Annotated in this window: 15 protein-coding genes; 5 read left to right on the forward strand and 10 right to left on the reverse strand. The window is 66.3% G+C overall.

The window, feature by feature from the left end:
* The 7 genes from GO615_RS25900 to GO615_RS25930 all read right to left on the reverse strand — a co-directional run.
* The coding region (locus GO615_RS25900; protein WP_246262463.1) for an SIMPL domain-containing protein at positions 1-577 on the reverse strand (577 nt) is incomplete at its 3' end.
* A gap of 142 nt (positions 578-719) precedes the next feature.
* Positions 720-2,690 carry a M10 family metallopeptidase C-terminal domain-containing protein gene (locus GO615_RS25905; protein ID WP_169132748.1) on the reverse strand — a complete coding sequence of 657 codons (1,971 nt, stop codon included), beginning with the start codon at positions 2,688-2,690 and terminating at the stop codon, positions 720-722.
* 170 nt (positions 2,691-2,860) lie between these two features.
* A complete protein-coding gene (locus GO615_RS25910; protein WP_169132749.1) occupies positions 2,861-3,733 on the reverse strand; it encodes an HDOD domain-containing protein in 873 nt (290 codons plus the stop codon).
* An 80-nt stretch (positions 3,734-3,813) separates the two neighbouring features.
* On the reverse strand, positions 3,814-4,278 hold the full coding sequence (locus GO615_RS25915) for an RES family NAD+ phosphorylase (protein WP_169132750.1): 465 nt from the start codon (positions 4,276-4,278) through the stop codon (positions 3,814-3,816).
* Entirely contained in the window at positions 4,278-4,739 is a 462-nt protein-coding gene (locus tag GO615_RS25920; protein WP_169132751.1) for an Xre family toxin-antitoxin system antitoxin, read from the reverse strand. The genes GO615_RS25915 and GO615_RS25920 overlap by 1 nt, the downstream gene beginning before the upstream one ends.
* Positions 4,740-4,799: 60 nt before the next feature.
* Entirely contained in the window at positions 4,800-5,768 is a 969-nt protein-coding gene (locus tag GO615_RS25925; protein WP_169132752.1) for a DHHA1 domain-containing protein, read from the reverse strand.
* A gap of 54 nt (positions 5,769-5,822) precedes the next feature.
* Complete coding sequence (locus GO615_RS25930; RefSeq protein WP_169132753.1) at positions 5,823-6,980, reverse strand: aminotransferase-like domain-containing protein; 1,158 nt, start codon at positions 6,978-6,980, stop codon at positions 5,823-5,825.
* A gap of 72 nt (positions 6,981-7,052) precedes the next feature.
* Here GO615_RS25930 and GO615_RS25935 point away from each other — a divergent pair, with 72 nt between their 5' ends.
* The 3 genes from GO615_RS25935 to GO615_RS25945 all read left to right on the forward strand — a co-directional run bounded on the left by GO615_RS25935 (position 7,053) and on the right by GO615_RS25945 (position 9,497).
* Entirely contained in the window at positions 7,053-7,520 is a 468-nt protein-coding gene (locus GO615_RS25935) for a MarR family winged helix-turn-helix transcriptional regulator (RefSeq protein WP_169132754.1), read from the forward strand.
* 163 nt (positions 7,521-7,683) lie between these two features.
* Positions 7,684-8,433: a sulfite exporter TauE/SafE family protein gene (locus tag GO615_RS25940; RefSeq protein WP_169132755.1), complete on the forward strand. Its 750-nt coding sequence runs from the start codon at positions 7,684-7,686 to the stop codon at positions 8,431-8,433.
* Positions 8,434-8,615: 182 nt separating this feature from the next.
* Positions 8,616-9,497 carry a DMT family transporter gene (locus GO615_RS25945; protein ID WP_169132756.1) on the forward strand — a complete coding sequence of 294 codons (882 nt, stop codon included), beginning with the start codon at positions 8,616-8,618 and terminating at the stop codon, positions 9,495-9,497.
* Between the two features lie 42 nt (positions 9,498-9,539).
* Here GO615_RS25945 and GO615_RS25950 read toward each other — a convergent pair whose 3' ends face one another.
* Both GO615_RS25950 and GO615_RS25955 read right to left on the reverse strand, forming a co-directional pair.
* Positions 9,540-10,181, reverse strand: coding sequence for a DUF938 domain-containing protein (locus GO615_RS25950; RefSeq protein WP_246262464.1), 642 nt, complete (start codon positions 10,179-10,181; stop codon positions 9,540-9,542).
* The gene (locus tag GO615_RS25955) at positions 10,178-11,338 is read right to left on the reverse strand and encodes a GNAT family N-acetyltransferase (protein WP_169132757.1); all 1,161 of its coding nucleotides are present in this window, start codon (positions 11,336-11,338) and stop codon (positions 10,178-10,180) included. Before GO615_RS25955 ends, GO615_RS25950 begins: the two co-directional genes overlap by 4 nt.
* A gap of 166 nt (positions 11,339-11,504) precedes the next feature.
* Here GO615_RS25955 and GO615_RS25960 point away from each other — a divergent pair, with 166 nt between their 5' ends.
* A complete protein-coding gene (locus GO615_RS25960) occupies positions 11,505-12,209 on the forward strand; it encodes a 2-phosphosulfolactate phosphatase (protein ID WP_169132758.1) in 705 nt (234 codons plus the stop codon).
* 61 nt (positions 12,210-12,270) lie between these two features.
* Here the strand turns inward: GO615_RS25960 and GO615_RS25965 are convergent, their stop codons facing one another.
* Positions 12,271-12,474, reverse strand: a complete 204-nt coding sequence (locus tag GO615_RS25965) for a tautomerase family protein (RefSeq protein WP_169132759.1) — start codon at positions 12,472-12,474, stop codon at positions 12,271-12,273.
* 247 nt (positions 12,475-12,721) lie between these two features.
* On the opposite strand from GO615_RS25965, the gene GO615_RS25970 reads away from it, so the two are divergent.
* Positions 12,722-13,035: hypothetical protein (locus tag GO615_RS25970; RefSeq protein WP_211167369.1), on the forward strand; the 314-nt coding region annotated here is incomplete at its 3' end.

The raw sequence follows: 13,035 nt of genomic DNA on the forward strand, positions 1-13,035 counted from the left end.
GGCGGGGGCTGCCGCCGTGGGTGACGGCGAGGTGGCGAATGCGCCACGGCTTGTTCAGCGTGGCTGCGATGGTTCCGGCGCGCTCTTGGAAAGCCCGGATTGCGTCGGTGGCGGCGAGGTCTGCGGTGCTCTTGCGCGTTTCGGGCGAGGGCTGGACGGTCAGGCCCGCGAGTGCGAGCGTTCCCTGGAGCTTGCCGAGGAGTTCGGTGAGGGCGGGGAGGTCCCTGCTTTCGAGCTGGATATCGGAGCGCATGCGCCAGCCCTCGATGCGCCGGCCTTCCTTGCCATAGACCGGAAAAGTGGTGGTTCCGGCGGATTTTGCCTTGACGGTGGCATGACCGCGCACCTGTTCCAGCGCTGTCGCGATCGTGCTGTTCACGTGGCGTGCGAGCGCGCCGGGATTGCGGTCGTCGGCCTGGAAATAGAGGCTTGCGATGGCGAGATCGTTGGGGGCCGCGCGGCGGGCATCGGCCGACAGCTCGACGGTCGTCCCCTCGCCGGCGGGCTTCTGCTCGGCCGCATGGCTCGATGTGGAGACGAGCAACGGAAGCAGGAGGGCGAGCAGGCAGCGGTGCATGGCCGTGTGTTTGTGCATATTCCGTGCGGAAGGCGTCAAGGCGCGAAGTGTAGCGCGCCGGCGCGCGGCATCAAGCTTTCCATGCAGGCGCGTTGTAATTGTGTGTAAGGCGATGGGGCCGGAAATGCGGCAAAGAGGGCGCTCAGAGCAGGATATCGTTGTGCGAGAGGGCGACGAATCCGATGTTGATCGCGAATTCGGGTTTCGCATCGGCGTCCACGTTGCCGTACAGGATGCCTCCCGCGAACTGGAGCTGGCCCGGCGCGTAAAAGGCCGTTCCCGCGGCCACGAAGGTGGCGTCGAAGGCGTCGTCCCCGGCGGTGAGGAGGTTTGCGTCGATGCGGGAAAGATCGAGGAGATCCTCGCCGATCGTGAAATCCGTGATCCGGTCCGCCTTGCGGGCGCTGGCTCCGCTATCGGTAGCGGTGTCGAAGCGGAAAATGTCCTGACCTGCGCCGCCGGTCAGGATGTCGAGGCCTCCGGCGCCGATCAGGGTGTCGTCGCCGCCGCGTCCTTCGAGGGTGTTGCGTCCGGTATTGCCCACGATGACGTTGTCGCCGTCGTTGCCGCTGCCGTTGGCGCGTGCGCGGCCGGTGAGGGTGAGATGTTCGAGATCGGCACTCAGGGCAAAGGATACGGAGCTGCGCACGGTGTCGATGCCGCCCAGCGCGCCGTTCGACTCGAGAACGACGTCGTTGCGGTTGTCGACGACATAGGTATCGTCGCCGTTGCCGCCGTGCAGCCGGTCCGCACCGCGACCGCCGTCGAGCAGGTCGTGGCCGAACCCGCCGTCGAGCGTATCGGCGCCGCCCAGGCCGAACAGCTGGTCGTCGGCATCGGTGCCGCCGAGGACGTTGGCGCGGCCGGTGCCCGAGACGGTAATCCCGGGAGCGGGCGCGGCGCGCTGCCCGCCGGTGAGTTCGCCTGCGCTGCGGTTGGTGCCGTCGGCGAAGCGGAAGTATTCGATGCCCGTGATGGTGTCGATTCCGCTCCACTGGCTCTGGAACGTGAAGGCCCCGGTGGTGGAGTCGTAGATGATGGCGTAGCTGCCGAGGTCCGCGTCCAGGATGGCCCAGTCGACTCCTCCGCCGCCGTCGAGGTAGTCGTTGCCGCCGCGGCCGAGGAGTTCGTCGTCGCCGTCGAGGCCGTAGATCGTGTCGTTTCCGCCGCCGCCGTCGAGGCGGTTGGCGAGGGTGTTGCCGCGGATCGTGTCGGAGCCGTCGCCGCAGACGACGTTTTCGATGTCCGTCGAGTACGCGATGGCGATGTTGTTGGTCATGTCGTTGCAGGAGCTGTAGGCTCCCGGCGCGATATCGACCGTGCTGCCCGTGGACCAGCCGCTGAGGTTGAGGGTGTCGTTACCGCCCGCGTCGTAGATCGTGAGCACGGGGTGGGGATTGCGCGTGAAATCGAGGATCGCGGCCATCGCGCCGGTGACGTTGGCGCCGAAGCCATAGGTGGTGTCGCCGCTGCGGGTCGTGCGGTCGGCGCCGTACATGCTCTGGATCGCCAGCACGTCGCTGAGCATGGGGGTCTGGGGCTGGTGGAGCTGACCGTCGGCGCCTATCCAGTCGGCCCATGCGATCTGGCCGGTTCCGGCCGACCAGGAGCCGTGGGTCGGGCCGAAATAGGACATGACCGACAGCACGGTGCTGTCCTGGTAGCTGGTCGGTGCGGGCGCGTAGCCGTTGTAGTCGCCCATGTGGTCGAGCCCCAGGGCGTGCCCGATCTCGTGGACGTAGGTCATGTAGCCATAGCTGCCGATCTCGGGGTCGGCGAGCGAGGTTTCGCCGGCCCTCAGCCAGACGCTTCCGAAGGTGGGGAAGTAAGCGTGGGCATAGTCGGTGCTGAGCGTGATCCCGAATTCGATGTCGGACGAGGTGCCGGACACTTCGGTGAACGAGGGGGCGATCAGTTCGTCCCACGAGGCGAGCGCCAGTTCGGCGTACGCCTGCTGGGTGGAGCCCAGGGGCTGGAACGAGCTGCCTTCGTCCGTCCAGAACAGGTTGGCGGTGGTGACGGGAAACGCGTAGGTGACGGTGCTGCCGACCCAGTGATAGCCCGAATCGAGCTGTTCGATGATCTGCTGCGTCGAGAGTGCTGCCAGCGCCATGCGCGCCTCCGTGTCCGTGCGGGATGGTCGGCCGGACAGGCGAATCGGTCAGGGCGCCGCCGGGGCGACGCCCGCCGCTTCGCGCAGCCCTCCGTCGGGAGGGTATTTTACAGGCAAACCGTGCGGGATTCGGCTCCGTAGTTTCCGCTCGTGCCCGCTTGCCGGATCGGTCAGCCCTCAAGCACGGCGTGGAGATCCGCAGCCGCGGCGTTCATGTCGTCCATGAGGGATAGATAGGGTTCGCCGAGCTCGGCGCGGGCCTGCGCAGCGGCGTCGAAATCCTTCTTCATCCACTCGAAATGTCCACCGGCCATGACGTTGCCGATGTACACGATGTCGGTGAGATTGCGCGGGTACTCGGGTACGGGACGGGGGTGGTCGTGGTCGCGCGTGGCGATGGCGATTTCCTCGGGGATGCCGAGGGAGAAGAGCAGGGACTCGCCGATGCTCTCGTGCCACTGGTAGACGAGGTGTCGGACGGTATCGGGCCGTTCTCGCAGTTCGTCGTACTGCGAGGCGCGATAGAGCATGTAGCTGGCGCCCAGATCATGTACCAGCCCCGCGAAGAGCGCCTGATCGGCGGTCACGCGGCCGAATTTCCGTGCGAGGACGGAACAGGCGGCAGCGGTGGTCACGGAGTGTGTCCATAGCCGCCGGGATATGCCGTCGAAGTCGGTCAGGTCCTTGGCGAGCAGAAGCTGCCGCATCGCGATGCCGAGCGCCAGGGAGCGCACCGACTTCGTGCCGATGCGCATGATCGCGGACTGGAGGTCCTTGCAGGGCGGGCCGTCGCGGCGGTTGAGCACGGAATTGGCTGCGCTCAGCAGGCGGCTGCTGATCATGGGGTCGAGGCTCACCGCGGCGCTGATCTTCTCGATCGGCGCGTCGGGGTCGTCGAGCAATTCGCGCAGGCGGATCGTGACGTCGAAACAGGTCGGGAAGACCAGTTTGCGGGACATTTCGGTGGCGATGTCTTCCAGCATGCGGAAACGCTGGGCCTTGAGGGCATCGCCGGTCTTGTTTTCTTCGCGTGTGGGGGACATGGGGAGTTGGGGTGGTTTGTCGATCGTCCGCGTCAGGTGACCGTCTTCGGGCGGAGTCTGCCGTCGCGGGCGGTGAAAGATCATGAGCTTCGAATGAGGCGCAAGTCCGTGACGAATTCCTGCGCTTCGCCGATGGCGATTTTGGCAAAGAATGGATGCAAGGGGTTGAGAAGGTAGTTGGTTTCCGACGGGATCACCGCACTGGGGACCGCCAGTACGGCGGCGGAACCGCCCTTCGCCCAGTCGCTGCCAATGTCCTGCAGGTGTGCGCGCGCCGCAGGGCTGCGCCAGTCGTCCGGGAGCGTGTCGGCGGCGATGCGGTCGATACGCAGCCCGCTCGGGATTCGTGCCGGGATGACCACGTAGCGGGCGTGCAAGGGTTCGTCCTGAACGAGCATTTCGAGCATGGCGAGGGATTGTGTCGCGGCCGTATACACCAGCGGAACGCCCTTGCGGTTCCAGCGTCCGCCGTAGAGGCGGGCACCCTCGCCGGAGAACGCCGACGCCGCGCAGCGCGCCGTCAACAGGCGCCAAACGGTGAGCATCAGGCGAAGACGCCGTGCTCGATGCGGCCCAGGGTGTCGAGGACGCTCTCGGCGCCGATGTCTGTGTCCATGAGCGACAGCGGCACGGCACTGCCGAGGGTGGTGTTCGGCGACTTGAGCCAGTGCATGGCGACTTCGGGATCCTCGAAGACCTCCTGGGCGCGTTCGGCGACCCGTGCGAGGCGCACCAGCTTGGCGGATTCCTCGCTGTTGAGGGTGCCTTCCCGCTTGCGGCGGGCGAGGGTGCGCTCGGGAATGCCGAGGGCTCCGGCAAGCTCGGCCTGCGTGACGTGCAGCGTCTTCGTTGCCGAATCGACCGCCGCAGACGAAATGCCGCGGCGGATGAGCGCAACCCAGTCGAGCGCCGTCCGCGGCCTTGCGTGCAGCACGCCCTGACCGCCGAGCACGGATTCGATCGAGAGCGACGCGGGGGGCGCCAGGGCTGCGGCGGGGGTATTCATGGTGAACTCCATCGACGCCATCTGGCTTCAATTATAGGCAAATTTGGCGCGTCTGGACGTTCAGGGTGCCTGGTCGGGCGGTGTCGCGAGCACTTGTTCGAGGAAATCGCGCAAGCGCATGCGAAAGCCTGCGGCGTTGGGGTGGCCGCCGCCACCGTAATGCTCGGCGATGCGCGCGACGTTCACGACATTGCAGCCGCGCAGTGACGCCTTCACGAAGCCGTCGCCGCCCAGTTGCCAGACGAGGCCGAAGGTGCGCGAGCGCTCCGCCAGCCGTCCGCCGAGCTCGGATGCAAATGCCGCGCTGGCGTTGATGGCGAGGCCGCTCACCCGCATGTCGGACGCTGCAGCGGGGGCTCCGGGAGCGAGGTTGGCCTGCAAGCCTACGGACATGACCAGAGAACTGGAGGCGAGCCGATCGACCTCGATGGCGAGAAAGCGATCGACGGCTTCGCCTTCCTCGAGCAGGGCGCGATGGGCGGGTGAAGACGCGCCCTCGCTTGCGCGCACGATGGGATCCCAGGTGCGGAAATGGAAATCGCGCATGCGCAGTGCGCGGCAGAAGGGACGTGTGCCGGGGAGGCCGAAGCGCCACATGTCCTGGTCCTCGATGTGCGCGATCGCCTCCGGGACTGCCGTGTCCGGGTGGAAATATTCCCATGCGAGCCTGGCGCCGGATCGTTCGAGGTCGAAGATCACTGTCAGGTTGCGGGAGGCATCGTGAAAGCGCTCGCCGCCGCTCCCTTCGTCCGCCTGCAGCAGTTCCGCCCAGGCAGCGCGGGCGCTCGCGTGGTGATCGATCTGGCAGACCGAGCGGGCCAGGGTGGCCATGCGTTCGAGCTCGCCGCGGGAAAACGAGAAGTCGAGGATGAAGACGTCGCGCCCGGTGACGTCTTCGGCCTGCCAGTCCATGCCGTAATGCATCGGCTGGTAGCGCGCTGCATCGCCCAGGTGGCGCCAGGCGGCATAGGCGGCGCCGAAGCCGTCGAGGCAGTCGGCGTGGTAGTAGATGGTGGCTGGTGTGCTCATGGTCCGTTCCATCATGCCACAGGGGGCCTGGAAGGGACCGGCCGCGGCGGGGGATCAGGATGCGCTGCGCACCAGCGCAGCCAGCCGCCTCAGCCCGACATCGGCCTGCTCCGCGGTCGCATGGCTGAAATTGAGCCGCAGCTGGCCGCAGGCTTCCGTTTCGTGCGGCAGGAAGGGCTCGCCCGGCATGAAGGCGACGTTTGCTTCTATCGCCTTGGGCAGGAGCGCGCGGGTGTCGATCTTGTTGCGCAGCGTCAGCCAGTAGAAGAGGCCGCCGGGGGGCGTTCGCCAGGTGGCGATGTCGCCGAAATGTCGGCGAAGCGCCTGCTCGAACGCGTCGCGGCGGACGCGATAGCTCGCGACGAGGGCGTCGATGCGCGCATGGCGCGCGGGATCGTTGAGCTGCTGCAGCACCACCCACTGGCTGACGCGGTTGCTGTGCAGATCGGCAGCCTGTTTCAGGCGCGTCAGGAATGGGAGCAATTCGGGCGATGCGGCAAGGTAGCCCAGCCGCAGTCCGGGGGCCAGGCTCTTCGAGAAGGAGCCCTGATAGATCCAGGCCGCGCGCCGCAGGCTTGCGCACAGCGGTGTGCGTTCGCAAGGATCGTAGGCGAGGTCGCGGTAGGGGTCATCCTCGAACACGGGGATGTGTGCCTCGTCGAGGCTGGCGGCCAGGGCGGCGCGCTGCGCGGCGTCGAGGCAGCGCCCGCTCGGGTTCTGGAAGGTGGGGATGACGTAGGCGAAAGCGGGCTTGTCGCGCGCGAAGCTGGCCGTATCGGGCGCCTCGGCATCGTAGGCATGCAGGTGTGCGCCGAAGAAGCGGAACACCTGGAGGGCAGCGAGATAGGTCGGGGATTCGACGGCGACGGGCGTCCCGGGGTCGATGAACAGCTTTGCGACGAGATCGATCCCCTGTTGCGACCCGGAGACGATCAGCACCTGGTCGGCGCTGCAATCCAGTCCGCGCGCGCGCAGGTCTGCGGCAATCCATTCGCGCAGCGGCCGTTCTCCCTCGCTGGGACCATACTGCAAGGCGTTCGGGGGCATGGCGTCGAGCGACAGGCGCGGAAAACTGTCTCCGGAGGGCAGGCCGCCAGCGAAGGAGATCATCCCCGGGCGATCGACGACGGCGAGGATTTCGCGGATCGGCGAGGCGTGCAGGTCGCGGGTGCGGGCGGAAAATGCGGGAAGGGAGGAAAGGGCGGCGGTCATCGTGGCATCCGATAAACTGTCAATAATATTGACCTATGGACAAGGTAATGGCTCGCCTCCTAGTATGTCAATATGGTTGACTTAACTATCTCCCGCGCCCCATCAGCACCCGAATCCGACGATGCACGGCTGCGCAAGGCGATCGAGCTGCTGTATTTCGGCTATCGTGCCTTCACCGCGCCGCCGGATCGCATTCTCGAAGAGCGTGGCCTCGGGCGAGTGCATCACCGCATCCTGTATTTCGTCGGCCGTAATCCGCAGATTTCGGTGAATGCCTTGCTCGGCGTGCTGGGCGTCACCAAGCAGGCCTTGAACGCCCCGTTGAGGCAGTTGGTCGATATGGGGCTGGTCGCGACCGATACTGCGGCGCACGACCGGCGTGTCCGTCAGTTGCAGCTCACCGTCGAGGGTGAAGCGCTGGAGGCACGCCTTACCGGCGCACAGATGGTCCAGCTGGAGGCTGCGTTTGCCCGAGGCGGCGCGCAGGCCGAGGCGGGGTGGCACGCGGTCATGGAAGCCCTCGTCGGCGCGGGACGATAGCCGACCCGCGCGGTGGATGCGTCGGACGCGTTCGCCGGGTGATAATCGTCCGCAACGCGACGCAGCCAGGGGTATTGTCAAGCGAACAATGCAGTGCGGGCATGGACAAGCGACGGGCACACGATTTGCACGGACTGCGGAGCCGGATTTTCCAGAATCCCAGATGACTTTCGATACCGTTGGCTGGATCGTTGCCGGCATCGCCGTGCTGCTCACCGGCATCTCCAAGTCCGGCCTCGGTGGTGCCTTCGGCGGACTTGCCGTGCCCTTCATGTCGCTGTGGATCACGCCCGGCCAGGCCGCCGCGGTGATGTTGCCGCTGCTCGTGTTCATCGACTGGATCGGCATCGGCGCGTACTGGGGCAAGTGGGACAGGCAGGAAATCCGCGTGCTGCTGCCAGCCGCCGCGTTGGGCATGCTGGTCGGCTCGCTGGTGTTTGGCTGGATGCCGGAGAAGGCGGTGAAGGGCTGCGTCGGTGCAATCGCGGTGCTGTTTTCACTCGACCGGATCTTCGGTCTGCGCGCGCGGCTGAAGCTGGCCGGGCCGCCCGGGACAGGCATGGGGCTGTTCTGGGGCGCGTTGTCGGGCTTCACGAGCACGATCGCGCACGCCGGTTCGCCGCCGCTCCTGGTGTATCTGCTGAACCGCGGCCTGCCGAAAGGCACCTTTGTCGCGACCACGGTGATCTTCTTCACCGCCGTGAATGCGGTGAAGATCGTGCCCTACGTCGCGCTGGGGCTCTTTTCGTGGGAGACGCTGAAGGTTTCGCTGCTGCTTGCGCCAGTCGCACCCGTGGGAGTGTGGATCGGTCTCAAGGCACTGAAGCGCATTCCGGAGCGTGCCTTCCACGTCTTTGCGACGGCGATGCTGGGGCTTTCGGGCGTGAAGCTGCTGTGGGATGCGTTCGCGTGAGCCTCAGGCCGGTGCAGGCTACAGCCTCGTCGCTGAGCTGTTCCAGCCGGTGCGGGAGTTGACGTAGGCGACGGCCGTCCCTCGGACCTAGGACGGGTAGAATTCCGCCGCAACCATAAGAACAACTCACGGTTCGGCGGGATTCCATCCCACCCTACGGTTCCCGACAGGATTCTCCCCGCATGAACGCCCCCGCCGCACACCACCCGATACGCGGCATCCTCTACCTCATGGGCGCGCTCGCGCTCTTTGCGCTGCTCGACACCGTATCGAAGACGCTCGCGTCGCGCCACCCGGTCGCGGTCGTGGTGTGGGGGCGCTATTTCGCGCATTTCGTGATCACCCTACTCGTGTTCTTCCCGCGCTACGGAACAGGCTTGTTCAAGAGCGCGCGACCGGGCTTGCAGGTCATGCGCGGCCTCACCCTTGTCGGCGTCACGGCCGGGGTCATCGCCGGGTTCCAGCGCATGCCGCTGGCCGAAGTCACGGCGCTAGTCTTCGTCACGCCCTTCCTCGTGATGATCCTTGCCGTGAGCTTCCTCGGCGAGAAGATGCCCGCCTGGCGCTGGATTCCGGTCATCGTCGGCTTCTTAGGCGTACTGCTGATCGCCCGCCCGTCCGGCAATGCCTTCAATATCGGTGTGGTGTTCGTCCTGCTCGGAGCCGCGTGCTACGCGGTCTATCAGGTGTTGACGCGCAAGCTCAGCGCCGCGGACCGCTCCGTGACCCAGCTTGCCTGGACGTCCCTGATCGGCGCAGTAACGACGTCACTTCTGCTGCCGCAATACTGGGTTCCCGGCGCGCTCGATTTGCGCGACTGGCTATTGATCGGCTCGCTCGGCGTGCTCGCAGCGAGCGGCCATCTGCTGATGATCATGGCACTGCGCGCCGCGCCGGCGACCACGCTGAGTCCTTTCACCTATGCCCAGCTGGTGTGGGCGACGCTGCTGGGTTGGCTGGTGTTCGGCGACCTCCCCGACGGGTTGTCCCTGACGGGAATGGGAATCATCGTCGCGTCAGGCGTCGTGGTCGCGTATTCTGAGCGTTTCAGCCGCAAGGCGTGAGCGCTTGCGCGACCGTTCGCCGACGGGCTCGACTATCGCCGTTCAGGTCGCCGTCCGCCGCCACGTGATGCAGCGGTTGTTGGCTGGCATCTCCGCGTCTTCGACGAGCATCATTCCCGCGACTCGTGCCAGCGCATCGACCGCCTCGAAGTCACGGATGCCGCGTCGCGGATCGTCCTGCCTCAGTGACTCGTCGAACTGCGCATTGCTTGCGCTCGTGAAACGTCCGCCGTAGTTGAACGGACCGTAGCAACAGAACAGCGCCCCGGGCGCAATCAGGGCGGGGAACAGGGCGAAGAGGCGTTCGACCTCGGGCCAGCTCATGATGTGCAGGGTGTTGGCGCTGAAGATCGCGTCATAGCGGAGGGACAGCGTCGGGGGCGTATTGACGTCGAACGCGATTGGCTCGGGTGTGTTGGGCAGGCGCGCTTCGGCGAGCCACAGGCGGATTCCGGGGAGGTTCTGCGGCCGGTCGGACGCCTGCCAGCTCAGGTGGGGCAGGGCGGCGGCGAAGTGGACAGCGTGCTGCCCGGTCCCGCTGCCGATCTCGAGAACTCGCTGACGGTCGGCGAAGTGTCGCCGCAGCGCGGCGAGGATGTGTTCGCGATTGCGTTCGGTGGCCGGTGCGTGAGGTTTTTCCATCGTGGTGGCGGTGGTCCATGCGAATGGGGCGGACGGCGTCATGCGGCACCGGCGTCCGGTTTGCGAAACGGAAGATGGCTCCTGGCGTCGTCATGATAGGCGGCAATGCCCAGCTTCTGGCGTTCGAGATGCGGGGCGATCGCGCGGCGTATGTCCGGATCGGGGATCCAGTGCGCCGAGCGCACGATCTGCGGCATGAAGCCGCGGGCGATCTTGTGTTCGCCGCCTGCGCCCGGTTCGAAACGGGTCAGACCGTGGCGCAGGCAGTAGTCGATGCCGCGATGGAAGCACAACTCGAAGTGCAGGCTATCGATCTGGCGGCTTGCTCCCCAGTAGCGGCCGAACAGGGTATCGTCGCTGCGAAAACACAGAGACAGCGCGACCGTTTCATCGCCATTGCGGGCCGTGAATACGACCATTCGATCGCCCAGTGTCGTCGCGAGCTCGGCGAAGCATTCAGGGCTGAAGGCGGCAAAATTGCCGAAACGGTCAAAGGTGGACTTGTAGAGCGCGTGCAGGTCGGGCCATTCGCCCCGGTCGATCTCGTCGCCATGCCGGACGACGATGCGCAGCCCCGATTCGGCTGCGCGTCGCCGCTCGGCGCGCACCTTGCGCCGCTTTTCGGCCGAGAAGGACTGCAGGAAGCCGTCGAAATCGCCGAAACCTGCGTCGGACCAGTGGTATTGCACGTCGTGGCTCACGAGCAGTCCCCTGGCCGCAACGGCGTCGAGGTCCGCAGGGGCTGCCAGCGCGACGTGCCAGGTCGAAAAGTGGTTCTCGGTAGCGATCCCTTGTGCGGCGGCGATCAGCGCGTCGCGCACCGCGGCGCGGTCGGTGGCGCCCGGGGCGATCAGCAGCCGCGGCCCCGCTACCGGCGTGTAGGGCAGGCCGGACACCAGGCGCGGGTAATAGCGATGGCCGAAGCGCTCCCATACCGGTTTCCAGCTCCAGTCGTAGATGAAGTCGCCGTGCGAGTGCCCCTTCAGGTAGAGCGGCAGCAGGCCGACGATCGCGCCTTCTTCGCTCGCGACGAGGTGCAGCGGCTGCCAGCCGGCATCGGGCACTGCGACGCCATGTTCCTCGACGATGCGCAGGAAGTCGCCGTTCAGGAAGGGATGTCCCGGTGGGCACAGGGCGGTCCAGGCTTCGCGGGGAATGTCGGCAGCGCCGTCGGCGATGCGGATCGTCAGCTTGCTCATGCGTGAAATGGCGGGAATGCGGATGGGCGGCCCAATTGGACAGCGGCGCCGGTAATCGTTCCGGGCGCCGCGTGGTTCCAGCATACCGCGCCGGACGCGCAGGTGCTGCGTGCGTGCGCGGGCAGGCTGGCTGATGCGGCGCGCGCCCTTGTCGTATGATTACCCGATGCAGATCTTTCGCGTCAGCCTGAACCGCCTCGTGCAGGAATCACACGACTTCGACGCCGTCGTCGCGATCGACGTGCTCCGTTCCTTTACCACCGCGGCCTACGCCTTCGCGGCGGGCGCATCCGAGATCCATCCCGTGGGGACGGCCGCGGAGGCCGAGATCCTGAACGAACTGCTGCCCGACGCGCTGACGGTCGGCGCCTTGCCCGGCGGGCGTCCGATGCCCGGCTTCGACCTGGGGAACTCGCCCTCGCGCGTCCATGACCTGAAGCTCGCCGGACGGCCCGTGATCCTGTCGACCGCGGCGGGCGTGCAGGCGCTGCTGCGCTTTCGCAGCGCCCCGCGCCTGTTCGCGGCGAGCCTCGTGTGTGCCGGGGCGACCTTGCGTGCGTTGCGTGCACTCGCGCCGGAACGGGTCGCGCTGATCACGACGGGCGAATGGATCGATCGCGATGGCGACGAGGATATCGCCTGCGCGGATTACCTCGCGGCCGGTCTGCAGGACGAGCCGATCGATATCGACGCGCTGGCGCAGCGCGTGCGAGATTCCGACTTCGGCCGGCGCTTCATCGCGGGCACCGACCCTGCGCTGCCACTGGCCGATCTCGAACTGTGCACGCGGGTCGATCGCTTCGATTTTGCGATGCCGGTGACGCGCGGGCGCCATGGCCTGGTGATGCGTCCGCTTCCCGACCGCATCTGATCGTCGGTGATAGGGCGGTCGCGCCAGGCAACGACGCGCGCTCCGGGTGGATCCGCCGGGCCTATTGTCCCCGCTTGCGCCGCACGGTCACGCTCTCGCCGCCGATTCCCCAGTTGTCGGTGTCTATCTCGTCGATGACCACGACCGTCGTTTGCGGATTCTTGCCGAGAACGTCCTGCAGCAAGCGCGTGACGCCGCTGATCAGTTCGGCCTTCTGTTCGGGCGTTGCGCCCTCGCGGGTGATCTTGATATTTACGTAGGGCATGTCTGGCAATTGGGCTTGTCGATCCGGGTCCGAGCGTATCAGCGTTGTTGCATCATGAAAACTGAAAATTTTTGAATGAAGTCATCGCAAGGGGAGATGAAATAATCAGCTCTCCCGATCTCGCACTGTCTGTTGAGGGAAGTTCGCTCCGGCCAGTGTGACGAGCTGGTTTGCGCATGTCATCCAAAAATGCCTTTGTGCTATTCTCGCCGCTTTCTGGCAACAGCTCTCTTGCGAGGCGCATGGCATGGCGATAATCAATGGATCTTCCTACAACGACTGGCTCATCGGAACTGCGGAGAACGACACAATCGATGGCGGTACCGGTGACGACGAACTGGTCGGCATGGACGGTGGCGACACCTACGTGATGTCGAGCGGCGGCGGTCACGACCGGGTGGTCGACTACGGTGCGCCGTGGGACGTGGACACGGTGTCGGTGCAGGGCATCGATGCTGCGCAGGTGCGCCTGGTGGCGGACATGGCGACGGGCGACCTGCTGATCCGCGCGGCCAGCGGCGAGGAGATGCGCATCGTCGGCCAGGTCAGCGGCGGCATGGG

The organism is Aromatoleum evansii, from assembly GCF_012910805.1.
Classification (GTDB): domain Bacteria; phylum Pseudomonadota; class Gammaproteobacteria; order Burkholderiales; family Rhodocyclaceae; genus Aromatoleum; species Aromatoleum evansii.

Bases quoted from the DNA above. Each gene is read 5' to 3' on its own strand.
- GO615_RS25920 (WP_169132751.1), bottom strand. From the start codon at position 4,739: ATGAATACCCCCGCCGCAGCCCTGGCGCCCCCCGCGTCGCTCTCGATC.
- GO615_RS25925 (WP_169132752.1), bottom strand. From the start codon at position 5,768: ATGAGCACACCAGCCACCATCTACTACCACGCCGACTGCCTCGACGGC.
- GO615_RS25940 (WP_169132755.1), top strand. From the start codon at position 7,684: ATGACTTTCGATACCGTTGGCTGGATCGTTGCCGGCATCGCCGTGCTG.
- GO615_RS25950 (WP_246262464.1), bottom strand. From the start codon at position 10,181: ATGACGCCGTCCGCCCCATTCGCATGGACCACCGCCACCACGATGGAA.
- GO615_RS25935 (WP_169132754.1), top strand. From the start codon at position 7,053: ATGGTTGACTTAACTATCTCCCGCGCCCCATCAGCACCCGAATCCGAC.
- GO615_RS25965 (WP_169132759.1), bottom strand. From the start codon at position 12,474: ATGCCCTACGTAAATATCAAGATCACCCGCGAGGGCGCAACGCCCGAA.
- GO615_RS25905 (WP_169132748.1), bottom strand. From the start codon at position 2,690: ATGGCGCTGGCAGCACTCTCGACGCAGCAGATCATCGAACAGCTCGAT.
- GO615_RS25915 (WP_169132750.1), bottom strand. From the start codon at position 4,278: ATGCTCACCGTTTGGCGCCTGTTGACGGCGCGCTGCGCGGCGTCGGCG.
- GO615_RS25945 (WP_169132756.1), top strand. From the start codon at position 8,616: ATGAACGCCCCCGCCGCACACCACCCGATACGCGGCATCCTCTACCTC.
- GO615_RS25960 (WP_169132758.1), top strand. From the start codon at position 11,505: ATGCAGATCTTTCGCGTCAGCCTGAACCGCCTCGTGCAGGAATCACAC.
- GO615_RS25910 (WP_169132749.1), bottom strand. From the start codon at position 3,733: ATGTCCCCCACACGCGAAGAAAACAAGACCGGCGATGCCCTCAAGGCC.
- GO615_RS25930 (WP_169132753.1), bottom strand. From the start codon at position 6,980: ATGACCGCCGCCCTTTCCTCCCTTCCCGCATTTTCCGCCCGCACCCGC.
- GO615_RS25955 (WP_169132757.1), bottom strand. From the start codon at position 11,338: ATGAGCAAGCTGACGATCCGCATCGCCGACGGCGCTGCCGACATTCCC.